The organism is Comamonas sp. Z3, assembly GCF_008121565.1.
Classification (GTDB): Bacteria; Pseudomonadota; Gammaproteobacteria; order Burkholderiales; family Burkholderiaceae_C; genus Comamonas; species Comamonas brasiliensis.
In genome coordinates this window covers 513,225-537,343 of record NZ_VOQU01000003.1, presented here as the reverse complement: position 1 = coordinate 537,343, position 24,119 = coordinate 513,225, and the positions used below count along the sequence as shown (strand labels likewise).

21 protein-coding genes are annotated in these 24,119 nt (G+C 64.2%); 7 read left to right on the top strand and 14 right to left on the bottom strand.

Translation table 11 applies throughout. The features are described from left to right. Nucleotides 1-47: 47 nt before the first annotated feature. Nucleotides 48-962 (bottom strand): LysR family transcriptional regulator, encoded by a 915-nt coding sequence (locus FSY59_RS10930; RefSeq protein WP_003059517.1) that lies wholly within the window; start codon nt 960-962, stop codon nt 48-50. A gap of 77 nt (nt 963-1,039) precedes the next feature. Here FSY59_RS10930 and FSY59_RS10925 point away from each other — a divergent pair, with 77 nt between their 5' ends. Both FSY59_RS10925 and FSY59_RS10920 read left to right on the top strand, forming a co-directional pair. Continuing rightward, nucleotides 1,040-1,516 carry a CidA/LrgA family protein gene (locus tag FSY59_RS10925; RefSeq protein WP_141567838.1) on the top strand — a complete coding sequence of 159 codons (477 nt, stop codon included), beginning with the start codon at nt 1,040-1,042 and terminating at the stop codon, nt 1,514-1,516. A 3-nt stretch (nt 1,517-1,519) separates the two neighbouring features. Beyond that, nucleotides 1,520-2,215 carry an LrgB family protein gene (locus FSY59_RS10920; RefSeq protein ID WP_003059524.1) on the top strand — a complete coding sequence of 232 codons (696 nt, stop codon included), beginning with the start codon at nt 1,520-1,522 and terminating at the stop codon, nt 2,213-2,215. Between the two features lie 36 nt (nt 2,216-2,251). Here FSY59_RS10920 and FSY59_RS10915 read toward each other — a convergent pair whose 3' ends face one another. From FSY59_RS10915 to FSY59_RS10860, 11 genes are all read right to left on the bottom strand, one after another. Next, entirely contained in the window at nt 2,252-3,280 is a 1,029-nt protein-coding gene (locus FSY59_RS10915; protein ID WP_148728964.1) for a cyclase family protein, read from the bottom strand. A gap of 60 nt (nt 3,281-3,340) precedes the next feature. Continuing rightward, a complete protein-coding gene (locus FSY59_RS10910; protein WP_148728963.1) occupies nt 3,341-4,033 on the bottom strand; it encodes a DsbA family protein in 693 nt (230 codons plus the stop codon). Between the two features lie 92 nt (nt 4,034-4,125). Next, on the bottom strand, nt 4,126-5,007 hold the full coding sequence (locus tag FSY59_RS10905; protein WP_148728962.1) for a LysR family transcriptional regulator: 882 nt from the start codon (nt 5,005-5,007) through the stop codon (nt 4,126-4,128). 134 nt (nt 5,008-5,141) lie between these two features. Beyond that, nucleotides 5,142-6,590, bottom strand: a complete 1,449-nt coding sequence (locus FSY59_RS10900; protein WP_148728961.1) for an aldehyde dehydrogenase family protein — start codon at nt 6,588-6,590, stop codon at nt 5,142-5,144. Nucleotides 6,591-6,780: 190 nt separating this feature from the next. Then, entirely contained in the window at nt 6,781-8,118 is a 1,338-nt protein-coding gene (locus FSY59_RS10890) for an enolase C-terminal domain-like protein (protein WP_148728959.1), read from the bottom strand. Between the two features lie 37 nt (nt 8,119-8,155). Continuing rightward, nucleotides 8,156-9,121 (bottom strand): 2-hydroxyacid dehydrogenase, encoded by a 966-nt coding sequence (locus FSY59_RS10885; protein WP_148728958.1) that lies wholly within the window; start codon nt 9,119-9,121, stop codon nt 8,156-8,158. Between the two features lie 92 nt (nt 9,122-9,213). Further along, on the bottom strand, nt 9,214-10,179 hold the full coding sequence (locus tag FSY59_RS10880) for a tripartite tricarboxylate transporter substrate binding protein (protein WP_255439335.1): 966 nt from the start codon (nt 10,177-10,179) through the stop codon (nt 9,214-9,216). 96 nt (nt 10,180-10,275) lie between these two features. Next, the gene (locus FSY59_RS10875; protein WP_003059545.1) at nt 10,276-11,235 is read right to left on the bottom strand and encodes a tripartite tricarboxylate transporter substrate binding protein; all 960 of its coding nucleotides are present in this window, start codon (nt 11,233-11,235) and stop codon (nt 10,276-10,278) included. 56 nt (nt 11,236-11,291) lie between these two features. Then, nucleotides 11,292-12,203: a 5-dehydro-4-deoxyglucarate dehydratase gene (kdgD, locus tag FSY59_RS10870; RefSeq protein WP_003059546.1), complete on the bottom strand. Its 912-nt coding sequence runs from the start codon at nt 12,201-12,203 to the stop codon at nt 11,292-11,294. A 40-nt stretch (nt 12,204-12,243) separates the two neighbouring features. Further along, nucleotides 12,244-13,221 (bottom strand): tripartite tricarboxylate transporter substrate binding protein, encoded by a 978-nt coding sequence (locus FSY59_RS10865; RefSeq protein ID WP_003059547.1) that lies wholly within the window; start codon nt 13,219-13,221, stop codon nt 12,244-12,246. A gap of 303 nt (nt 13,222-13,524) precedes the next feature. Further along, the gene (locus FSY59_RS10860; RefSeq protein ID WP_019044226.1) at nt 13,525-14,280 is read right to left on the bottom strand and encodes a FadR/GntR family transcriptional regulator; all 756 of its coding nucleotides are present in this window, start codon (nt 14,278-14,280) and stop codon (nt 13,525-13,527) included. A 143-nt stretch (nt 14,281-14,423) separates the two neighbouring features. Between FSY59_RS10860 and FSY59_RS10855 the strand changes: the two genes are divergently transcribed. The 3 genes from FSY59_RS10855 (at nt 14,424) to garD (ending at nt 18,593) form a co-directional block, all read left to right on the top strand. Next, entirely contained in the window at nt 14,424-15,719 is a 1,296-nt protein-coding gene (locus tag FSY59_RS10855; RefSeq protein ID WP_148728957.1) for a glucarate dehydratase family protein, read from the top strand. A gap of 118 nt (nt 15,720-15,837) precedes the next feature. Continuing rightward, entirely contained in the window at nt 15,838-16,839 is a 1,002-nt protein-coding gene (locus FSY59_RS10850) for a tripartite tricarboxylate transporter substrate binding protein (protein ID WP_148728956.1), read from the top strand. A 188-nt stretch (nt 16,840-17,027) separates the two neighbouring features. Then, nucleotides 17,028-18,593, top strand: coding sequence for a galactarate dehydratase (gene garD / locus FSY59_RS10845; protein WP_148728955.1), 1,566 nt, complete (start codon nt 17,028-17,030; stop codon nt 18,591-18,593). A 129-nt stretch (nt 18,594-18,722) separates the two neighbouring features. Here the strand turns inward: garD and FSY59_RS10840 are convergent, their stop codons facing one another. After that, nucleotides 18,723-20,261 carry an acetyl-CoA hydrolase/transferase family protein gene (locus FSY59_RS10840; protein ID WP_003059555.1) on the bottom strand — a complete coding sequence of 513 codons (1,539 nt, stop codon included), beginning with the start codon at nt 20,259-20,261 and terminating at the stop codon, nt 18,723-18,725. 361 nt (nt 20,262-20,622) lie between these two features. On the opposite strand from FSY59_RS10840, the gene FSY59_RS10835 reads away from it, so the two are divergent. After that, complete coding sequence (locus FSY59_RS10835) at nt 20,623-21,603, top strand: YihY/virulence factor BrkB family protein (protein ID WP_003059557.1); 981 nt, start codon at nt 20,623-20,625, stop codon at nt 21,601-21,603. A 105-nt stretch (nt 21,604-21,708) separates the two neighbouring features. On the opposite strand, the gene FSY59_RS10830 is transcribed toward FSY59_RS10835, so the two are convergent. Next, on the bottom strand, nt 21,709-22,482 hold the full coding sequence (locus FSY59_RS10830) for a ferredoxin--NADP reductase (protein WP_003059561.1): 774 nt from the start codon (nt 22,480-22,482) through the stop codon (nt 21,709-21,711). Between the two features lie 398 nt (nt 22,483-22,880). Here FSY59_RS10830 and FSY59_RS10825 point away from each other — a divergent pair, with 398 nt between their 5' ends. Beyond that, on the top strand, nt 22,881-24,083 hold the full coding sequence (locus FSY59_RS10825; RefSeq protein ID WP_003059563.1) for an ABC transporter substrate-binding protein: 1,203 nt from the start codon (nt 22,881-22,883) through the stop codon (nt 24,081-24,083). Nucleotides 24,084-24,119: the final 36 nt, after the last annotated feature.

Here is a 24,119-nt window from a genome sequence, read left to right as displayed (position 1 = left end):
AGCATCAAAAAGCCTTGCATCGCTTACTGGACATAAGAATACAGCTATCAGTTTTGAAAATCCGGAAAAGCCGCCCCCAGCAGCGGCTGCGGATACACCTCACGCACGCAGTCCAGCCAGGCCTGGGCCGCGCGCGACAGATAGCCGGGCCGCCACATCAGCGCCACATCCCAGGGGATCTCGGGCTCCACCAGGGGTCGGCTGGCCACGCGCTGCGGGTCGTAGCGGGCGATGACATGCTCGAACATCACGGCCACGCCCACCTGGGCCGCGACCAGATGGCCGATGAAGTCCCAGTAGCGCGTCTGCAGCTTGACCTGGGGCGTGAAGCCCGCCGCCTCGCATTGCTGCAGCACATGCTCGTGCAGTGCAAAGTCCGAGGTATAGAGCACAAACGGCAGGTCGCGCAGATCGCTCCAGCGCATGGGCTGGCCCGGATCAGCGACCTGCTGGGCGGGTAGCACCACGCGCGTCTTCTGGCGCGCCACGGTGTAGCGCTCCAGCGCCGGGTCGGGGGCCGCGAACAGGCCCAGCGCCATGTCCAGCTTGCCTTCCTGGATCAGCTGGTACTGGGCGCGTGCGCCCTGCTCGTTGACCCGCAGATTCACACCTGGATAGCGCTGCTGGAACAGTGCGATCACCGGCGCCATGTAGTGCCCCGTGGTGGGCATGATGCCCAGGGACAGCTCGCCGCGCGTGATGTGGTCCACCTCGGCCACCTGACGGCGCAGCAGCTGGGCCTGCTCCAGAATCTCCAGTCCGCGGTCATAGACCACCTGACCTGCGTCGGTCAGCTGCACGCCCCGGCCTTCGCGCAGCAGCAGACGGCCACCGAATTCGTCCTCCAGCGCCTTGACCATCTTGCTGATGGTGGGCTGGGTCACGTGCAAGGCGTCAGCCGCGCGGGTAAAGCCGTTCTGGCGCACAACCTCGATGAAGTAACGCAGGGCACGCAGGTCCATGACAATTCCTTTTACGCATGGAAAAAATGAGAATAAGTCATTTTATGAATATAGGTGAAAACCCTAGAATCTCATCCATGTCACAGATTCCGGAAGCTGCCACCCCTCGCGCCCAGGGCGGCAGCCATTCTTTTGCCCAGACTCTCTTGCAACTACTCAAGGCCGTGCTGCAAGTGTGCCTGCTCAGCGCCATCTGGATTGCCATGGATGTGCTGCGCCAGCATTTCGGCTGGAGCATGCCGGCCGGCCTGATCGGTTTCGGCCTGCTGGCCGTGGGGCTGTTCTCGGGCCTGGTCAAGGCGCGCTGGCTGCAAGGCGGCACCAACTGGCTGCTGGCCGAGATGCTGCTGTTCTTTGTGCCCGCCATGCTGGTGGTCACCGAATACCCCGATCTGATCCGTCATCAGGGCCTGCGCATCCTGGCCGTCATCGTGGCCAGCACGGCCTGTGTGATGGGAGTGACCGCGCTGGCGGTCGATCGCGTCTACCGCTTCGAGCTGTGGCTGGCAAGGCGCAAGTCCAGCCGCGATGCCCCGGCCCTGGATGAGGAGTAAGCCATGCTGTCGAATGAAGTCATCGGCCTGCTGTCGCTGCTGGCCACCGTGGCCTGTTACTGGGTCAACAAGCGCCTTTATCGCAAGCATCCCCACCCGTTGCTGATGCCCATCGTTGCCACCCCCATGGTGCTGATCGGCCTGTCGCTGCTGACCCATGTCAGCTACCCGCAGTACATCGCCCAGACACACTGGCTGGTCTGGCTTCTGGGCCCCACCACGGTGGCATTTGCACTGCCGCTGTACGAGAACCGCAAGCTGCTGCGCAAGCACTGGATGTCGATAGCCACCGGCGTGGTCGTGGCCAGCCTGGTCTCCATCTCCACCACTATTGCGTTTGCCGATATGTTCGGCTTGTCCGAGGCGCTGCAAAAAGGCCTGGCCGTGCGCAGCATCACGACACCGTTTGCGATCGAGGCCGAGAAAGTGCTGGGCGGCCCCACCGATCTGGCGGCGCTGTTCGTTCTGCTGACGGGTGTCAGTGCCATGCTGCTGGGCGAGACCGTGCTGCGTGTGCTGCCCCGCATCCGCAGCAAGCTGGCCACGGGCGCCAGCTGGGGCGGAGCCGCCCATGGCAGCGGCGTGGCCCGCGCGCGCCAGGCCGGCGAGGTGCAGGCCGTGATGGCATCGCTGGTGATGATGATTGCCGGTGCCGTCAACGTGCTGGCCGCCCCCTGGGTGCGCACATTGTTTTTCTGAGCGGCGCTCGGGGACTGGCCCCGGCAAGCGCCGCTCTCAGCGCACCGGAATGGCGATCGGGCGAAGCGGCGCGGCGTCGCCGCCGCGGATCTTGAGCGGCCCTCCGATGAAGGCAAACTCATAGACCTTGTCGCGCGAGAGTGCGTCCAGGGCCACCAGCTCCATGATGGGTATGCCTTGCTGGGCCAGCAGATAGCTGTGCAGCGGCACATAGTCGTCGTCCACCTCGGAGGGGAAGGTCTCCAGGCTCAGATTGTCGGCGCCGACGATCATGGCACCAGCATCCTCGGCCAGAAAGCGGGCCGCATCCAGACCCAGCCCTGGCGGCTTGGCCATATAAGCCTGGGGCTGCTCGTAGAGCTTCATGCGGCCCGTGCGAATCAGCACGATGTCGCCTTTTTGCAGCGTCACGTTCTGGCGGGCCAGCGCCTCCTTGAGGTCCTGGCGCGTGATCCGATACTGGTCGGGCAGCATGTCCAGGCCCTTGACCGCAGCCACGTCAATCAGCACGCCGCGCGCCACCAGTGGTGGGAATTTCTCTATGCCCGTGCGCTGCCAGCCGCGGTCGCCCAGATGTTCGTCGGCACTGAAGCCGTTCCAGATCCTGCCGCGTATGCCGAAGTGGTTGAGTGCGTCGATGTGCGTGCCCGTATGGCTGTACATGGAGAAAGCCGTGCCCGTGTAGCTGCGCGTGGCATTCATGCTCTTGCCTACGTTCATGGGGTCGTCCACCACGGTGCCGCGTGGCGTGTGCGTCATCCAGAACTGGTAGTGCGGATCGCCGGCGTCCTGCCAGCTGGGCATGCCCACGTAGTACTCGGTCGCGAGGTCATAGACCTGGCCACCTGCGATGCGCTGCAGGATGGCAGCGCGCGAGGCTGGCGTGATCAGGTTCAGGCGGCCGATCTCGTCACCTGGCCCCCAGGGGCTGCGGCCCACGTCCTGGCCGGCACCGGCTGGGAGCGTGTGGCCACCGTGGGCATGAGCCAGGCCGGAAAACGCTGCAGCCATCGCGAGCAACAGGGAGGACAAGCGCTGGACACGGGCGCGGAAAGAGAAGTACATGAGTGTTTCCTAGGAAGCTGTGCACCTTGCGGCGCAAGTGAGAAAGTGAGAGGAAATGGCTTAGCCCACCAGGGAGCGCAGCCGCTCGCGCAGCAGGTCCAGGGGCAGGGTCTGCAGCGTGGGCAGACCCGGAGCGATGACGCTGGGAATGCTGCGCAGGCCCAGGTGCTGAGCCAGTGCGAGGTCCTGGCGGACCAGGTTCAAGGCCTCCGCACTTTCCATGCAGCGTGCAAAAGCATTGCGCTCGAAGCCGGTGTGCGTAGCGATGTCCAGCAGCACCTCGGCATCGCCTATATTGCGATGGGCACTCATATGGGCGTGCTGTATGGCATCGAACAGATTCCAGTGAGCCTCGTCGCCCTCCAGCAGCTGGGCCGCCTGGCAGGCCAGTGCGCCGGCCAGGCCGCTGGGGTACTCGAAGCTTTCGCGGCGCATGCCTTCGATGTCGATGCGCTGGGTGTCGTCATGCTGCGCGCAGGCCTCCCAGTGCCCGAGAATGGTTTGCTTGGCCTGCTCCATGGAGCCAAACCTGGCCACCATTTCGGCGCGGGAAGCTTGCAGCACAAAGCTGCGCTGACGTACGCGTAAGCCCAGCTCGCCTGCCACTTGGCGCAGGCGCGGCGACATCACATAGCACCAGCCACAGACCACGTCGTGGAAGAAATCGAGGATGGGGGGCGGCAGCGGGCCGGAGGCGAGATGGGCTGCGGGCTGCGCGGGCGAAGCGCAGGAAAAATCATGGCATTGCGTCATGCTTGTGTCCTTCATGGCTGATGGACCGCAAGCGTAGGGCGCAGGCCTCGCAGGAGTAAGAGGCCTGCGCTTGAGAGACTCTTAATCCGGCGTCAAGAATCGCCGCCCATGGCCGCAGGCAGCTCTTCTGCCAGAAAGTCCACAAAGGCGCGCACCTTGGGCAGCAGGTGACGTTGCGTCGGGTAGACCACATAGACATGGCGTGGCGGCTCTGCCCAGTCTTGCAGGCTCAATGCCTCCAGCTGGCCCTGGGCGATGGCGGGCCGGGCCAGAAAGGACGGCAGTGCACCGATGCCGAGGCTAGCCTCCAGCAACTCACGCAACATAAGACTATTGTTGACGCTGGCACGAGCTTCGCTCGGAACTTGCAAGCCATCGTCGGCCTGTGCCAGGCTGTAATTCAGCAGCGCATGGTCGCGGAGCTCGGCTGTGCTGGCCGGGCGGCCGTGTTGCTGCAGATAGGCCGGTGACGCACACAGCATCTGCGACAGCGAGGCCAGGCGCCGCGCAATCAGCGAGGAATCCGCGAGCTCGGCGCTCAGGCGTATGGAGACATCAAAGCCCTGGCCCACGGCGTCCACCAGCCGGTCTTCCATGGACAGATCGAGCTGCAACAGCGGGTGGCGCTGCATGAAGCGCGCCAGCAGCGGCGCCAGCGTGCTCAGCGCAAACGACAGCGGCGCGTTCACACGCAGACGCCCCATGACCTGCCCGGACTGCACACGCACCGATTGCTCCAGCATGTCAAAGCCATCGAGCAGCCGGCAGCATTCGGCATAGTAGGCCCGGCCGGTATCGGTCAGGCTCATGCGGCGCGTGGTGCGCTGGATCAGCACCGCACCCAGCTGTGCCTCCAGCGCGCGCAACTGCTTGCTGAGGGCCGCCGAGGAAAGATCGAGTGCATCGGCAGCCCTGGCAATGCTGCCCAGTTCGACAATGCGCCTGAAGGCGCGCAAAGGGGTGAGCGAATCCATGGAAGAGAAGAGCGAAAAACTGGGCCGCAGCGTAGCAGCTTTCGCAGCAGGGCCGACGCAACCGGGGCGGGCTCGCTCTTCTTCTGAAACATGGACTGCTCAAGCCCTGCCGCGGGCTCGAGCGGTCCCAATCCTCACGCCAGCGTATAGGCCGTCTTCACCGTGGTGTAGAACTCCTGGGCATAGCGGCCCTGCTCGCGCGGGCCGTAGCTGCTGCCCTTGCGACCGCCGAACGGCACGTGGTAGTCCACGCCCGCCGTGGGCAGGTTGACCATGACCATGCCAGCCTGGCTGTGGCGCTTGAAGTGCGTGGCGTGCTTGAGGCTGGTGGTCGCAATGCCGGCCGACAGGCCGAACGGCGTGTCGTTGGCCATGGCCAGGGCTTCTTCGTAGTCCTTGACGCGGATCACGCTGGCCACGGGGCCGAAGACTTCTTCGCGGTTGATGCGCATGCCGGCTTCGGTGTCCACAAACAGCGTGGGCGCCATGTAGAAACCATCCTTGCCGCTGCCCGTGTGGCAGGCCACGCGGGCGCCGCCAGCGGCCAGGCGCGCGCCTTCGGCCTTGGCGATTTCCACATAGCTCAGATCCTGCTCCAGCTGGGCCTGGCTGACCACGGGGCCCATGTCGGTGCCGGCGGCGCGTGCGTCACCGACCTTGATTTGGGCCATGCGCGCCTGCAGGGCCTCGATGAAGGCCGGGTAGATCCTGTCAGTCACGATCAGGCGGCTCGATGCCGTGCAGCGCTGGCCGCTGGAGTAGAAGCCGCTCTGGGCCGACAGTTCCACGGCCTGGTTCAGGTCGGCATCGTCCAGCACGATCTGGGGATTCTTGCCGCCCATTTCCAGCTGCACCTTCTTGCCGCTCTTCACGCAGGCTTCGGCAATGCCGCGGCCCACGCCCGTCGAGCCCGTGAAGCTGATCGCCGCCACGTCGGCGTGGTTGACCAGGGCTTCACCGATCACGCGGCCGCGGCCCATGACCAGGTTGAAGACACCGGCGGGGATGCCTGAGCGGTGGATGATGTCGGCCAGGGCCCAGGCGCTGCCGGGCACCAGGTCGGCGGGCTTGAGCACCACGCAGCAGCCGTTGGCCAGGGCCGGGGCGATCTTCCAGGCGGGGATGGCGATGGGGAAGTTCCAGGGCGTGATCAGGCCGACCACGCCGATGGGCTCGCGCGTGATTTCCACACCGATGCCGGGACGCACCGAAGGCACGGTCTCGCCCGTCAGGCGCAGGCATTCGCCGGCAAAGAACTTGAAGATCTGGCCGGCGCGGCCGACTTCGCCAATGGCTTCGGGCAGGGTCTTGCCTTCTTCGCGGGCCAGCAGCTCGCCCAGCTCGGCCTTGCGCGCCAGGATCTCCGTGGCTATCTTGTCCAGGGCGTCGGAGCGCGCCTGGATGCCCGAGGTGGACCAGACTGGGAAAGCGGCAGCGGCAGCGGCCACGGCGGCCTGCACGTCCTCGGCACCGCCCTGGGCGTACTCGCCGATCACATCGGACAGGTCGCTGGGGTTGGTGTTGGGGCTGTAGGTGGTGGCGGCCGTCCATTGGCCGTTGATGAGGTTGTCGTAGCGGGACATGAAATGCTCCAAAAGAGAGATTCGATAAAAGAGGGTGAGCTAGTTGGGCGCTGCATTTGAAGCAGGCGCGACCCAAAGCGATGGACACCGAGGAAGGGCCTAAGCCGGCCGCGCCGCCCCGCACCGAAGGTGTCGTCCCCCTCCCGCACAGCGAGAGAGGGGGAAGGCGCGTAGCGCCTCAGGGGGAGCATCACCTCACCATGCAAGGACGCTTGTTGTCGAACTTCCAGCCGGGGATCAGGTGCTGCATGGCGATGGCGTCGTCGCGCGCGCCCAGGCCATGTTCCAGGTACAGGGCGTTGGCGCGCTTGAGGGCTTCGCGGTCCACGGTCACGCCCAGGCCGGGGGTCTTGGGCACCTCCACAAAACCGCCCTTGATCTGCAGCGGGTTCTGCGTGAGGTACTGGCCGTCCTGCCAGTTCCAGTGCGTGTCGATGGCCGTGACCTTGCCGGGCACGGCGGCGGCCACGTGGGTGAACATGGCCAGCGAGATGTCGAAGTGGTTGTTGGAGTGCGAACCCCAGGTCAGGCCCCAGTCGCGGCAGGTCTGGCCCACGCGCACCGAGCCGGCCATGGTCCAGAAATGGGGATCGGCCAGGGGGATGTCCACAGACTGCAGCGACAGGGCGTGCACCATCTGGCGCCAGTCGGTAGCGACCATGTTGGTGGCCGTGGGCAGCCCCGTGGCGCGGCGGAATTCAGCCATGACTTCACGGCCCGAGAAACCGCCTTCGGCGCCGCAGGGGTCTTCGGCATAGGCCAGCACGCCGCGCATGTCGCGCATCAGGCGGATGGCGTCCTTGAGCAGCCAGCCACCGTTGGGGTCCAGGGTGACACGGGCCTCGGGGAAGCGTTTCGCCAGGGCCGTCACGGCTTCGACCTCCTGCTCGCCGGCCAGCACGCCCCCCTTGAGCTTGAAGTCGTTGAAGCCGTAGCGCGCGTAGGCGGCTTCGGCCTGGCGCACGATGGTCTCGGGCGTCATGGCCGTCATGTGGCGCACCTGGGTCCAGTCGTCCGTGCCCCGCTTATCTTCGCCGGGCTTGACATAGTCCAGGCCGGTCTTGTCGCTGGGGCCCACAAAGAACAGGTAGCCCAGCATTTCCACGCGCTCGCGCTGTTGGCCTTCGCCCAGCAGGGCGGCCACGGGCACACCCAGGTGCTGGCCCAGCAGGTCCAGCAGGGCGGATTCGATGGCCGTGACCGCGTGCACGCCGATGCGCAGGTCAAAGGTCTGCAGGCCACGGCCGCCGGTGTCGCGGCCTTCCAGGGATTTCTGCACCTCTTGCAGCAGCTGCAGGTGCTGGCCGATGGAACGGCCGATCAGCACCTGCTGGCTGTCCTCCAGCGCCTGGCGAATGCCTTCGCCGCCCGGCACCTCGCCCACCCCCGTACGGCCCGCGCTGTCGTGCACCAGCACGATGTTGCGGGTGAAGTAGGGCGCATGCGCGCCGCTGAGGTTCATGAGCATGCCGTCGCGGCCGGCGACGGGGATGACTTCAATGGCGGTGATGGTCGGGGTAGTGGACATGGGAAGGCTCTTCAACAGACTCGGAGGGAAAAGGAAATCACTGCGCGGCGGACCAGGGCACCTCGGCCGCAGGGCGGCCCGTGGCGATGAACTGCTGCAGGTTCTGCAGCACCAGGTAAGCCATGGCACGGCGGGTTTCGTGGGTGCCGCTGGCGATGTGGGGGGCCAGCACCACGTTGTCCAGGGCCAGCAGGGCAGGCAGGGGGCGGGGCTCGTCCTCGAACACGTCCAGGCCGGCGCCGGCGATGCGCCTGTTCTCCAGGGCATCGGCCAGGGCGGCTTCGTCGACCACGCTGCCGCGCGCCACATTGACCAGGAAGCCCTGCGGGCCCAGGGCCGCCAGCACCTCGGCATTCACCAGGTGGCGCGTGCCTTCACCGCCGGCGGCGGTGATGACCAGGATGTCGGCCCAGCGCGCCAGCTCCAGCAGCGAGGGCAGGTACTGGTGGGGCGAGCCTTCGACGGGGCGGCGGTTGTGGTAGGCCACTTCCATGTCGAAGCCCGAGGCGCGGCGCGCCACGGTGGAACCGATGCGGCCCATGCCGAAGATGCCCAGGCGCTTGCCGCTGGCGCGGGTGCGGATGCCGAAACGGCTCTGGCTCCAGTCGCCGCGGCGCACGAAACGGTCGGACTCGCTCAGGCCGCGTGTGGCGTCCAGCAGCAGGGCAAAGGCCAGGTCGGCCACACAGTCGTCGAGCACGCCGGGCGTGTAGCCCACACGTGCACCACGGCGCAGCAGAGCGTCCTTGTCGAGGGCATCGAAGCCCACGCCGAAGCTGCTCACGAACTTGAGATTGGGCAGAGCGTCGACCACGCCCGCAGGCAGGCCCATGGCGGCCGAGGTGACCGCATATTCGAACTGGCCGCCATGCTCGGCAAGAAAGCGCTCGGGATCGGGCTGCTCGGAGAGAATGCTCACCTCGTAGGCCTGAGCCAGTTCGGCATCAAGCTGGGTCAGCGGCATCTTGCCGTATTGAAGAACGCGTGGTCGGGTGGTCGCCATGCCGGGAATTCCTTGCTTTGGTCAATGGTGGAGGCCGCAGCCTCCAGGGGAGAAAGCGGCCCGCTTGTGAGGGCCGCCAGGCGGTTTAAAGCTTATTCGGCCTTGATCCCCTTTTCGGCGATGAGCTGGGCGTAGGTCGTGTAGTCGGACTCGATCAGCGCGGCGAACTGCCGGGGTGTGGTGGTCCTGGCGACAGCGCCCTGTTCGTTGAGCCGCTGGGCGATGTCGGGCTGGGCCACGGTATCGCGGATGGCCGCTGCCAGACGGTCGATGGTGGCCTGCGGCGTCTTGGCCGGAGCCAGCACGCCCACCCAGGAGATGGACTTGAAACCTGGCACGGTCTCGGCCACCGTGGGCACATCGGGCAGCGCCGGCACACGCTTGTCACCAGTCACGGCCAGGGCGCGCAGCTTGCCGGCCTTGATGTGACCCAGGCTTTCGAGCACGGTGGCAAACGTAATCTGCACATGGCCGGACAGCAGGTCCACGATGGCCGGCCCGCCACCTCGGTAGGCCACATGCTGGATATCGGTCTGGGTGGCGCTCTTGAACATCTCGCCGGCCAGATGCATGGAGCCGCCCGGACCCGAGGTGCTGTAGCTGAACTTGCCGGGCTGGGCCTTGAGCAGGGTAATCAGGCCGGCCACGTCCTTGGCCTGTACGCCGGGATGTACCAGCAGCACCTGGGGCAGCTCGGCGACCAGGCTGACGGGGGCGAAGGCCGTCTTGGCGTCGTAGGGCAGCTTCTTGTAGAGGATGGGGTTGATGGACTGGGTGCCGATATTGCCCAGCAGGATGGTATTGCCGTCGGCCGGCGCCCGGGCCACCTGGTCGGCACCGATCACCCCCGCAGCGCCGGGCTTGTTCTCGATGACCACGGTCTGTCCCAGGCGGCTGGCCAGGGCCTGGCTGAGCAGGCGGGCACTGGTGTCGCTGCCGCCGCCGGGCGCGAAAGGAACGACCAGGGTCAGGGGCTTGCCGGACTGTTGTGCGCTGGCAGCGCAGGACAGTCCGGCCAAGACCAGTGTGAGCAGCAATCGGCGGGAAGGGTGTCGCATGCCTTGTCTCCGTTATCGGTTTTGTGGGTGCATGGGCCGCGGTTCGCGGCAGGAAAATCCGGCAGGCGCAGAGCGCCCGTCGGCGGCGGACCGCCTTCAGTCGGCGGTGATCTTTCGGGTCTGGATCAGTTGCTTCCAGCGCTCGTTCTCCTGGGCCTGAAAGCGCGTGAATTCCTCGGGTGTGTTGCCCACGATTTCCAGCCCCTGCTCCACAAAGCGCTTGCGGATGTCGGGTTGCTGCACGGCGACAATGGCGGCCTTGGCCAGTCTGGCCTTGACATCCGCCGGCAAGCCCTTGGGAGCGGCCATGCCTTGCCAGGAGTAGACCTCGGCACCCTTGACGCCGGACTCGGCCAGTGTGGGAACGTCGGGCAGCACGGGCGAACGCTGGCTGCCGGTCACGGCAATGGCACGCAGCTTGCCGCTACGCAGATGGGGCAGCACGGCATTGACGTTCTGGAAGGAAAAATCCACCTGTCCACCCAGCAGATCGGTGATGGCCGGTGCTCCGCCCTTGTAGGGCACATGCACGGCGTCGGTGCCCGTTTGCTGCCAGAACAGCTCGGCCGACAGATGGTCCGAGGAACCATTGCCGGAGCTTGCAAAACTGATCTTGCCGGGATTGGCCTTGAGCGCGGCAATCACCTCGCTCACGCTGCGGGCCTTTTGCGTCGGGCTGGCAACGAGCACATTGGGCGCCTGCACGGGGATGGTGATGTAGTCAAAATCCTTGCTGGCGTCATAGGGCACGTTCTTGACCATATGAGGGGTCACCACAAAAGGGCCCAGCGAGGCCACCAGCAAGGTGTAGCCATCGGCCGCTGCACGCTTGACGGCTCCCGCACCGATGGTGCCCGTGGCACCAGGACGGTTTTCCACGACAAAGGGCTTGCCCAGTTGCTCGGCCATGCTCAGGGCCACCGCACGCGCCACGGTGTCGGTGGAGCCGCCGGCCGGGAAAGGCACGATGATGTTGACAGGCCGGTCGGGAAAGTTGCCGGCCGCCTGGGCGGCCAGGGCCAGGGTGGCCCCCAGCGTGATCAGTATCTTTTTCATGCTTTGTCTCCTGAAGACGCGGGGCCCGGTTCTTGGCCTGACCCCTGCATCGGGTCTTACTGGGGGCCGAGCTTGTCGATCAGGACCTTGAGCTCCTCCATCTCGGCAGGCTTGAGGTCGGTCAGGGGAGCGCGCACGGGACCGGCATCGTGGCCGACCAGCTTGGCGCCGGCCTTGATGATGCTCACGCCGTAGCCTTCGACACGGTTGCGGATCTTCAGGTAGGGCATGAAGAATTCCTTGAGCAGCTTGTGCTGCGTGGCCATGTCGTCGGTGCGCACGGCTTCGTAGAACGCCATCGCCGTCCTGGGGATGAAGTTGAAGACGGCAGAGGAATACACGGGCGTGCCCAGAGCCTTGTAGGCGGCCGCATAGACTTCGGCCGTGGGCAGGCCGCCCAGGTAGGCGAAACGGTCGCCCATCTTCATGAAGATGGAGGACATGGTCTCGATATTGCCCATGCCGTCCTTGAAGCCCACCAGATTGGGGCAGCGCTCGGCCAGAATGGCCAGCGATTCGGGCGTGAAGCGGGTGCGGTCGCGGTTGTAGACGATGACGCCGAACTTCACGCTCTTGCAGACCTGCTCCACATGGGCGATCAGGCCTTCCTGGCCGGCTTCGGTCAGGTAGTGGGGCAGCAGCAGGATGCCGTGGGCGCCCAGGCGCTCGGCTTCCTGGGCATGGGCAATGGCGGTGCGGGTGGGGCCGCCGGCGCCGGCAATGATGGGCACCTTGCCGCGGCAGGTATCCACGGCGGTCTTGATGATCTGACCGTATTCCTCGCCATACAACGAGAAGTACTCGCCGGTGCCGCCGGCAGCGAACAGGGCACTGGCGCCGTAGGGGGCCAGCCATTCAAGGCGTGCGGCATAGCCCTTGGCATTGAAGTTGCCCTGGGCATCGAAGTCCGTCACGGGGAAGGACAGCAGGCCGGAACTCATCACGTCTTTGAGGTCTTGGGGTGTCATGGTAATCCTTGAAAAGAGGAGAGCAAAAAGATCTGGCAGCTCAATCCAGCTGCAGTTGGGCGGCTTGCACCACGGCGCGCCAGCGCGCGCGCTCGGCATTGAAGAATTTGTCGGTTTCGGCGGGTGTCATCGTGACGACCTCGGCACCCTGGCCGGTCAGCCGGGAGCGGACCTCGGTGGAGCGGATGGCACCGAGCAGCACCTGGTTCACACGCTGCACCACGGCTTCAGGCGTCTTGGCGGGCAGCACCACGCCCTGCCAGGTGCCCGAGGCAAAACCCTGTGCGCCCTGCTCCGCCAGCGTCGGCACATCGGCAATCAGGGGCATGCGGGTGTTCTTGGAAATGCCCAGCAGCTTGAGCTTGCCGCTTTGCACATGCGGATAGGTGGCCAGCATGCCGTTCATCAGCACCTGGGTCTGGCCTGCAACCGTGTCCTGCACCGACTGCACGCCGCCCTTGTAGGGCACATACACCCATTTGGCGCCGGTGATCCGGGCCAGCTCCACGCCGGCCAGATGGGGGGCACTGCCCGATGCGGTAACGGCAAAGTTCAGGTCCTGCTTCTTGGACAGCTCCACCAGCTCCTTGAGATTGCTGGCCTGGACGGAGGGGTGCACCACCAGCATATGGGGCGAATAGGCCAGCATGGCCGCACCACGCAACGCCTTGGAAGGATCGAAGCTGAGCTTGGTATAGATCGAGGGAGAGATGGCCAGTGCGCCGAGATCGCAGAGCAGCCAGGTGTAGCCGTCCGCCGGTGCGCGGGCGACGAACTCAGCGCCCAGATTGCCATTGGCGCCGGGCTTGTTGTCGATCACCACGGTCTGCTTGAGCTCCTGGGAGATCAGCTGCCCGATGGAGCGCGCAATGATGTCGGAGCTGCCGCCGGGCGGATAGGGAACGACCAGACGGATGGGCTTGCTGGGCCAGGCATCGGCAGCCAGCAATGTGGACGACAGCAAACCGCCGGCCGCCAGGGCCAGCAGAGAGCGCAGAAAGTGCGAGCGTCGGACCATGGTGAAATGTCTCCTTGTTGTGGTCAGTCATCATACAACTAGGCTTTTTTGAACACCAAGCGTTTTTTTCTAAGGGTAAGCACGGATCGCCGACGTCTACCAGGCTTTGGTCTTCGTCACTTTCATCCAAGAAATATGCGTCAAACTCAATCTTGAAGATCGCTTGAAGCTATAAATTTGGAAGCATTCCCAAGTGCTCGACGCAGCGGGACACTACGGCCGCCGCATGCCGCGGGCGGTCCGCCGCGCTTTGCTGCGGTCAGCCTCTTGCATCAAGCGCCCGCCCAGGTCAGGGTTTCGGAATCAGGACTCGGCGCTCAGACTCAGGCGCTGGGCCAGGCGCAAGCGCTCCCGCGAGTTGGTCAGATGGATGCGCATGGCGGCGCGTGCCGAATCGGCATCCTGGCGCACGATGGCGGCATAGATCTCCTCGTGCTCGCGGTTCACGCGACGCAGATAGTCGGGATCGCGTGCCGGCGTATGCATGGAGGCGATGCGATTGCGCGGAATCAGCAGCGTTCCGAAATGCTGCAGGATGTCCTGAAAATACCGGTTGCCTGTGGCCTGCGCGATGCTCAGGTGAAAGGCCAGATCATGCTCGACAGTGTCGTGCCCCAGGGCGAAATGATGCTCGAACTCCTGTAGAGCCTCGCTCATGACCTGCAGATGGGCTTCGCTGCGGCGCTGGGCAGCCAGACCGGCTGCCTCGGTCTCCAGACTGATGCGCAGCTCCAGCACGGCCAGCACATCGACGGACTCGCTGAGCTCGCGCGCGCTGAGCATGGGGCTTGCACTCTGGCGCGCGGGCAGCACAAACGTGCCTATGCCATGGCGGGTCTCGACCAGCCCTGCAGCCTGCAATTTGGACAACGCCTCGCGCACCACGGTGCGGCTGACGTCATAGCTGCGCACGAGTTCGGACTCGGTGGGCAGCTTCTCCCCCTCATGCAGCAGGCCCTGGCGGATCTTGTGTTCGAACTCCTCGGACAACAGATTCGCCAGACTGCGGCTGCCCTTGCTGGTTTTGCTGCGCAGCGCGTACCCCTCCGTCAGCGGCAAAGACGGGGTTGATTGGGGTAATTCCGATGTCTGAGTACTCATGAGCCTGATGATAATGGCTTTCAGTTGTACGACAACATACCACAAAGACGCCCTATTTCAACTTCGGCCCGCAGCTCCTGGGCCGCATCAGTCATCACAAGATGAGCACCTCTCACCAGATCCGCCACATCCGCATCACGCCGATTGCCTTCCGTGATCCGCCGCTGCTCAACGCCGCCGGCATTCACGAGCCCTGGGCACTGCGCTCCATCATCGAGATCGAGACTGCTTCCGGTCTGGTCGGCATCAACGAGAGCTACGGCGACCAACCCATGCTGGATGCTCTGGCCAAGGCCGCACCGGCCCTGGTCGGGCTCTCGCCCTGGGCCCTCAATGAAATGGAGACCCGTGTTGCAGCCCTGGTCACTCCGCCCAAGCTCACGGCCTCGGAATTTCTGGGTCAGCAGGTCTCGCTGGCCCCTGGCACCCATGTCTCCAAGACCGTGGCCAAGGTGGTCAGCGCCTTCGAAGTTGCGATGCTGGACCTGCAGGGCCAGATGGCCCAGGCCCCCATCGTCGACCTGCTGGGCGGACCCGCACGCGACCGCGTGCCCTACTCAGCCTATCTGTTCTACAAATACGCCGAGCATGTGGGCCAGCCCTATGCCCCCGACGCCTGGGGCGAAGCCCTGACGCCGGCCCAGCTCGTGGCCCAGGCCCGGCGCATGATCGACCAATACGGCTTCCAGAGCATCAAGCTCAAGGCCGGCACGCTGCCGCCCGAGCAGGAAGCGGCCGGCATCCTGGCGCTGGCCGAGACTTTCCCCGGCACACCGCTGCGCATCGACCCGAATGGCAACTGGACCGTGGAGACCAGCCTGAAGATCGTGCAGCAGTTGCGCGGCGTGCTCGAGTACTACGAGGACCCGGCCCCGGGCCTGGACGGCATGGCCGCCGTGGCACGCGAGTGCGACGTGCCCCTGGCCACCAACATGGTGGTGACGGACTTTGCCGAGTTCCGCCGCAACGCCGAGATGGGCTGCCCCGTGAAGATCGTGCTCAGCGACCACCATTACTGGGGCGGCCTGCGTGCCACACAGCGCCTGTCCACGCTGTGCCGCACCTTCGACCTGGGCCTGTCCATGCACAGCAACTCCCATCTGGGCGTGAGCCTGGTGGCCATGACTCATCTGTGCGCCAGCGTGCCCCTGCTGACCTATGCCTGCGACACCCACTATCCGTGGCAGGACGAGGAAGTCGTCGAAGGCGGCCGTCTGCAGTTCGAGCAGGGCAGCCTGCGCGTGCCCACCACGCCCGGCCTGGGCGTGACCCTGGACCGCGATGCCCTGGCCCGCCTGCACGACAACTATCTGCATTGCGGCATCCGCAACCGCGACGACCTGGGGCAGATGCGCAGATACGACCCGGAATTCACCGGCAAGCAACCGCGCTTCTGAACTCCAGCCCCCTGCACAGAAAGACCGCAAAGAGCACATATCCAGCCCAAGCCGAGCTGATTCAAGCGCACCCCTTTCCACAGCACAAAAAGACGCTTTTCAACCAGAGACAACCATCATGCAACGCCGCACCCTGCTTCAATCCACCCTCGCCGCCAGCGCCCTGCTGCTGGGCGCATCCCTTGTCGCCGCACCGGCCCTTGCACAGGGCAACTGGCCCACCGGCAAGCCCATCACCTATCTGGTGCCGTTCCCCCCCGGCGGCAATACCGACACCCTGGCGCGCGTGATTGCGCAGCCGCTGAGCAAGGCCCTGGGCACGCCCGTGGTCATCGAGAACAAGGGCGGCGCCGGCGGCAGCGTGGGTTCGGCCCTGGCGGCACGCGCCCCGGCCGACGGCTACACCATCCTGGGCGGCACCATCAGCTCGCACGCCATCAATGTCAGCCTGTACTCCAAGCTGGACTATGACCCCGTCAAGTCCTTCACGCCCGTCGCCATGCTCGGCTCCGGCCCTCTGGTGCTGGTGGTGCCTGCCTCCAGCCCCTACAAGACCCTGGCTGACGTGCTGGCCGGCAGCAAGGCCAAGGCCTCGTCGGGCGGTCTGACTTCGGCCTCCCCTGGCAACGGCACCTCCAACCACATGGCGCTGGAACTGCTGGCCTACCAGACCGGCGTGAAGTTCACCCATGTTCCCTACAAGGGCAGCGGTCCCGCCGTGCAGGATGTCATGGGCGGACAGGTGGACATGATGTTCGACACTGCCCTGGTTGTCGGCCCCCACATCCAGTCCGGCAAGCTGCGCCCCATCGCCGTGAGCAGCTCCAAGCGCCTGGAATCGCTGCCCGATGTACCGACGATTGCCGAAGCCGGCGAGAAGGGTTTCGACATGGGCTCCTGGCAGGCCGTTTTCGCCCCTGCGGGCACGCCCAAGCCCATCGTGGACCGCCTGCATGCCGAGATCCTGAAGATCGTCGCCACCCCCGAAGTCCAGGCCCGCCTCAAGAACTTTGGCATGCTGCCGTCGAACATGACGACCGTCGAGCTGGCCGACTACCAGAAGGCCGAAGTGAGCAAGTGGGCCAAGGTGATCAAGTCTGCAGGAATAAAGGTGGAATAAGTAAAGCACCCCCTGAGCCGCTTCGCGGCTTCCGCCTCTCTAACTTGCTTTGCAAGGGAGGGGGACGACACCGTCGCTGCGGGGCGGCCCTTGCTCGGTGTTCCTCGCCTTGGGCTGCGCCGTTTGCGCAGACTGTGCCAACTGCCATGCCGTAGCAGTGCTGGCCCCTAGAAAATTGAGACATTGCCATGAGTACCCCACTTCCGCTTTCCATCAGCATGCATGCGGCCGACAACGTTGCCATTGTTGCCAACGACGGCGGCCTGCCTGCGGGCACCGTGCTGCCGTCCGGCCTCACGCTACTCGACAAGGTGCCGCAGGCGCACAAGGTGGCACTGGTGGACATTCCCGAAGGCGGTGCGGTGCGCCGCTACAACGTGGTCATCGGCTATGCGCTCAAACCCATTGCCGCCGGCAGCTGGGTGCACGAGCGCTTGCTGCAGATGCCCGAGGCACGCTCGCTGCAGGGCCTGCCCATCGCCACTGTCAAGCCGCCCGTGCTGGAGCCGTTGGCAGGCTATACCTTCGAGGGCTACCGCAATGCGGACGGTACGGTGGGCACGCGCAACATCCTGGCCATCACCACCACGGTGCAATGCGTGGCCGGGGTGCTCGACTTTGCGGTGCGCCGCATCAAGTCAGAGCTGCTGCCCCGATACCCCCATGTTGACGACGTGGTGGGCCTGGAGCACAGCTACGGCTGTGGCGTGGCCATCGATGCCGTGGGAGCCGAGATCCCGCAGCGCACGCTGCGAAATATCAGCCGCAACCCGAACTTCGGCGGCGAGGTCATGGTGGTCAGCCTGGGCTGCGAAAAGCTGCAGCCCGAGCGCCTGCTGCCGCCGGGCAGTTTTCCCATCGTCGACGAGCGCGAACCAGCACTCGATGTGGTCTGCCTGCAGGACGAGGCCCATGTGGGCTTTATGTCCATGATCGACTCCATCATGCGCCAGGCCGAGCAACATCTGCGCCGCCTCGACGCCCGCCGCCGCGAGACCGTGCCCGCCAGCGCCCTGGTGGTGGGCGTGCAATGCGGGGGCAGCGATGCCTTCAGCGGCGTCACCGCCAACCCCGCCGTGGGCTTCTGTACCGACCTGCTGGTGCGCGCGGGCGCCACCGTGATGTTCAGCGAGGTGACCGAGGTGCGCGACGGCATCGACCAGCTCACCTCGCGCGCCGCAAGCCCCGAAGTGGCCGAAGCCATGATCGAGGAAATGGCCTGGTACGACGCCTATCTCGACAAGGGCCGCGTGGACCGCAGCGCCAACACCACACCGGGCAATAAAAAAGGCGGATTGTCGAACATCGTCGAAAAGGCCATGGGCTCCATCATCAAGAGCGGCACGGCCCCCATCACCGGCGTGCTGTCACCCGGTCAGCGGCTGGCCGATCGCGACATCAGCCAGGGTCTGGTCTATGCGGCCACGCCGGCCAGCGACTTCATCTGCGGCACGCTGCAGCTGGCGGCCGGCATGAACCTGCATGTCTTCACCACGGGCCGCGGCACGCCCTACGGTCTGGCACAGGTGCCGGTGATCAAAGTGGCCACGCGCAGCGACCTGGCGCGGCGCTGGCACGATCTGATGGATATCAACGCCGGACGCATTGCCGATGGCGAGGCCTCGATCGAAGACATAGGCTGGGAGATGTTCAGGCTGATGCTCGATGTGGCCAGCGGTCGCAAAAAGACCTGGGCCGAGCATTGGCAGTTGCATAACGCGCTGGTACTGTTCAATCCGGCACCGGTGACCTGAATCCGTACCGCGCCCACGCCCCGGAAAGGCTTGCAAATCCAGAGCGCTTTGCGAAACCGCCATCCGGGTTGCAGACAGCATCACCCAGAAACGCTGCCATGGCAGCGTTTCTGGTTTGCGCATGCTCCCTCAGGTCCGCATGGAGCCCGTCTTCAGATAGCGCTGGTGCCAGGCATAAGCCTGGTCGAGCAGATGCGGCGTGTGCTTGCCCGGTGCATCGCGCAGCGCGCGCTCCAGATACTCTCTCATCGCCGCCTTGTAGTCGGGGTGCACGCATTTCTCGATGATCAGACGTGCGCGCTGCACCGGAGCCAGGCCGCGCAGATCGGCCAGGCCCTGCTCGGTCACGATGACCTGCACGTCATGCTCGGTGTGATCGACATGGGAGACCATGGGTACGATGCAGCTGATATTGCCGCCCTTGGCCGTGGAGGGTGTCATGAAGATGGACAGATAGGCATTGCGCGCAAAGTCGCCGCTGCCACCAATGCCGTTCATGATGGACGAGCCCATGACATGCGTGCTGTTGACGTTGCCGTACATATCGGCCTCGATCAACGCGTTCATCGAAATCAAACCCATGCGACGGATCAGCTCGGGGTGGTTCGATATCTCCTGCGGGCGCAGCATGATGCGTTGGCGGTAATAGTCGATATTGGCCAGAAAGCGCTCCATGGCCACAGGGCTCAGCGCCAGCGAGGTGGTCGACGCGGTATCGAGCTTGCCCGACTCCAGCATGTCGAGCATGCCGTCCTGCAGCACCTCGGTATAGGCGTTCAGATGGTCGAACGGGCCGTTGTTCAGCCCCGCCAGCACGGCGTTGGCGATATTGCCAACGCCCGACTGCAGCGGCAGCAACTCGGGCGGCAGGCGCCCCACTTTCACCTCATGCAGCAGAAAGTCGATGATGTTCTCGGCAATGCGCTTGGAGCCCTCATCGGGCGCCGTGAATGCTGCCAGCCTGTCACGCTGCGCTGTGGGCACCACGGCAATCACCTTGCCCGGATCGCAATGCAGATAGGGCTCGCCAATGCGGTCGAACGGGTGCTCCATGGGGATGGGCTTGCGCCTGGGCGGCACGGCCGCGCCGTAGTAGATATCGTGCATGCCCTCGAGTTCGGCGGGCTGGGCGCTGTTGACTTCGAGAATGACTTTGTCGGCCTGCTCCAGCCAGGTCTTGTTGTTGCCCACCGAGGTCGATGGAATCAGGCGGCCATCGGGCAAAACACCCGCCACCTCGATCACCGCCACGTCGAGATGGCCGAGGAAGCCGAACCACACATGCTGCGCCACATGCGAGAGGTGGATGTCCACATACTGCATGCGCCCTTCGTTGATCTCCTTGCGCACCGTGGGGTCCGACTGATAGGGCAGACGGCGTTCGATGCCATGCACCTTGGCCAGTGCTCCGTCCAGCTCGGCCGAGGTCGACGCCCCCGTCCAAAGGCTGATGCGGAAATTGCCGCCATTGGCGTTCTGCGCTTCGATGCGGCGTGCCAATGCCTGGGGCACGGCCTTGGGTGCACCTGCGGGAGTGAAGCCGCTCATGCCCAGTGTCATGCCGGATTGAATCAGGCCGGCGGCCTGGTCCGCCGTCATGATGCGTTCGCGCAAGACAGGGCAAAGCACGCGATCTGCAGGAGAAGCGCTGGTGAAGGATGTCTTCATGAAATATGTCTCGTCTCGCCAGCTTTCGTGAAGCGGGATGGTTTTTTGTAGTTAAAGAGTTGCACTTTGACTGGTGCAAACCCGGATTGAACTACGACACCCAGAAGGCCGCCAAGCGTAGTTGACTAGAGAAAACCCCGATGCGCTTTCCTGGAGGAAGCCAATGCAATTGAGTTCATCTTCAAAAAAGTGAGCATTCATCGCTCAGCAGATAAAGGATGAGAACCTGGAGCTGCTGAAGCTCGCCACCATGGCAGAGTTGCCAGAGCCCTGGCGGCAATTACAAAATATTTGCCTATCCTCAATGCCAGCCGACATAGGCTGACAAGCCCTCCGTGTTTTCGCAACCAGAATTCGACACATGGCTTTTGATACCTCCGGCTGGCAGCACAAGCTGCGACGCCTCACCCAGCCTCTGCAACCTCTGATCGATTCCGTACAGCTGTGGCTGCAGGCCGACGGTCTGCGCATGAGCGCCGCCATGTCTTTCTACGGCATGCTGAGCCTGGCGCCGCTACTGCTGGCCGTCGTGGGCCTGCTGGGCTGGTGGCTGGATCGCAGCTATGTGGAAAGCACCTTGATCAGCCAGATACAGAGCGTGGTCGGAGAGCGCGCGGCACAGGTCGTCAAGAGCGCGCTGGCCAGCGCCCAGAACGCCAATCAGGGCTCGCTCGCGTCCGTGCTCGGTCTGGTGATGATGCTCTCGGGCGCCACGGGCGTGTTTGTGGAGCTGCAGGCTTCACTGGACAAGCTCTGGTCCATGGGTGAAGAGTCGCGCCCGCAGGAAAACAAACCATGGTGGAGCATGGCCATCTCGCGGCTGTGGGGACTGAGCTATGTGGTGGGCCTGGGCTTTTTGCTGCTGGTATCCATGGTGCTTTCAACCGCCATCCAGATGATCACCAAATGGGCCAACGACGAGCTGCAGCTTGTGCCGCTGGGTCCGCTGATGGGGCTGATCAACGAGGGCCTTTCCTTCGGCATTGCAGTGCTGCTGTTCTGGGGTCTGATGCGCATGGGGGCTGGCATCAAGCCCTCCACCAGATACCTGCTGCTGGGTTCGCTGACGGGCGCCGCCCTGTTCACCATAGGCAAGCAGGCCCTGGCCTGGTATCTGTCCACCGCAGCCGTGGTCTCGGCCTATGGTGCAGCCGGCTCGCTGGTGGTAGTGCTGATGTGGTTTTACTTCACCTCGGCCATTCTGCTGTTCTCCGCCGCCACGGCCAAGGCCTGCAGCAGGTCCCGGGTCCAGTGGACCGTCCCTTTTGTCGCGCGCAAGGCATCCAGCGCCAGGCCCATGGATTTGCAGCGCCTGCCCGAGAACGCAGGGGAGAACATCTAGGTCAAGCACAACAGCCATGCCATACATGGACTCTCCGCCATCTTCTCCTCAGCGGAAACGCAAAAGGCCTGCGAATGCAGGCCTTTTGTCTAGGACAAGCCGGAATTACTTTTCCACGAAAGCGCGCTCGATGACAAAGTCGCCGGGCGTAGTGGTGTTGCCTTCCTTGAAGCCGCGCTTTTCCAGCAGTTCCTTGAGTTCGGACAGCATGGCGGGGCTGCCGCACAGCATGACGCGATCGGTCTCGGGATTCAGATCGGGCAGACCCAGATTCTGCGGGAAGGTGCCGTTGTTGATCTGGGCCGAGATACGGCCCTGGTTGCGGAATGGCTCGCGTGTCACGGTGGGGTAGTAATGCAGCTTGCCCTTGACGATATCGCCGAGGAATTCATGCTCGGGCAATTCCTTCTCGAACAGCTCCTGATAGGCCAGCTCCTGCACCTGACGCACGCCATGCACGACGACCACATTGTCGAAACGCTCATAGGTCTCGGGGTCGCGCGCCACGGCCAGCCAGGGAGCCAGGCCCGTGCCCGTGCCGATCAGATACAGATTCTTGCCGGGCAGCAGATAGTCGATCAGCAGCGTGCCTGTGGGCTTCTTGCCCACGATGATGGTGTCACCCACCTGGATGTTCTGCAGCTTGGAAGTCAGAGGGCCTTCGGGCACCTTGATGGACAGAAACTCCAGATGCTCCTCATAGTTGGGGCTGGCGATGGAGTAGGCGCGCAGCAGGTTCTTGCCATCCACCTTCAGGCCGATCATGGTGAAATGGCCGTTGGAAAAGCGCAGCGATGTATCGCGGGTGGTGGTGAAGGAGAAAAGACGGTCGGTCCAGTGGTGGACGGACAGCACGCGTTCTTCAAGAAAAGCACTCATGATTCGTCTGAAATAAAAACTCTAAGCAGAAAACCTGCGCGGCAAATGCTGGGCGGTGGCGGGGCACTGCAGGTCAGGGCTGCTAGCGCGTTGGCTGCCGGTTGCCAAGCGGGACAAGACCTATATTGTCCGGCAATTGCACAGAAACGGGGGAATCACCCATCAATGTCTTGAGATCGAATAGTGATAAGCAGAATGAAGCGCTCCGATACCGCCCGATCGCCGGAAAACTGTCTTGCCCATCTTGACTCAGGGAAAACGCTGCTCTAGGATCATTTCCCACGCGCTTTGAACAAGCGCTTTATTTGTCTATATAAATGCTCAAATTGAGCATTAGTAATTGCAACGACCCTGTGTCTCAGACCATGGTCGCCCACCTAGCACCAAGGAGAATGACAATGCAGCTGCGCTGGTCCCTGCCCCTGCTGACACTGGCCGCCCTGCCCGCCTGGGCACAGGACGTGATCAAGATTGGCGAAATCAACAGCTACAAGGCGCAGCCCGCGTTTCTGGAGCCCTACAAAAAGGGCATGGAGCTGGCGGTGGAGCAGGTCAATGCCGCAGGCGGCATTGCCGGCAAGAAGCTGCAGCTCCTCGTGCGCGACGACAACGCCACGCCGGGCGATGCCGTGCGTGCCGCCGAAGAGCTCTACACGCGCGAGAAAATCGATGTGCTCACGGGCAGCTTTCTCTCGCATGTGGGCCTGGCGCTGACCGACTATGCCAAGCAGAAAAAGCGCTTCTTCCTCGCCTCCGAGCCGCTGACCGACAAGATCGTCTGGGCCGACGGCAATCACTACACCTACCGTCTGCGCGGCTCCACCTACATGCAGACCGCCATGCTGGTGGAGGAAGCGCTCAAGCTCAAGAAGAAGCGCTGGGCCATCGTCTACCCCAACTACGAATACGGGCAGTCGGCGATTGCCACCTTCAAGACGCTGATGAAAGCCAGGCAGCCCGACATCGAGTTTGTGGCCGAGCAGGCGCCGGCGCTGGGCAAGATCGACGCCGGCTCCGTCGTGCAGGCGCTCGCTGACGCCAAGCCCGATGCCATCTTCAACGTGCTGTTCGCCACCGACCTCGGCAAGTTCGTGCGCGAAGGCAATACACGCGGCCTGTTCAAGGGCCGCGAAGTCGTGGGCCTGCTGACGGCAGAGCCCGAGTACCTGGACCCGCTCAAGAAGGAAGCGCCCATAGGCTGGACCGTGACCGGCTACCCCTGGTATTCCATCAACACCCCCGAGCACACCGCCTTCCTCAAGGCCTATCAGGCCAGGTTCAAGGACTACCCGCGCCTGGGTACCATCGTGGGCTACAACGCCATCCAGTCGATTGCTGCGGGCCTGCGCAAGACCAAGGGCGATCCCGACACCGAGAAACTGATTGCGGCCTTCAAGGGCCTGGAAGTCGCCACACCCTTCGGCCCCATCACCTACCGCGCACAGGACAACCAGTCCACCATGGGGGCCTATGTCGGCAAGACCGCCTATGACGAGAAGCTGGGGCGCGGCGTGCTGGTCGACTACCGCTATGCCGACGGCAAGAACTACCAGCCCACGGACGAGGAAGTGAAGAAGCTGCGTCCCGCGACAGCGAACTGATTTCGCTTCGGCGAAAATGCCAGGCCACCTGCACTG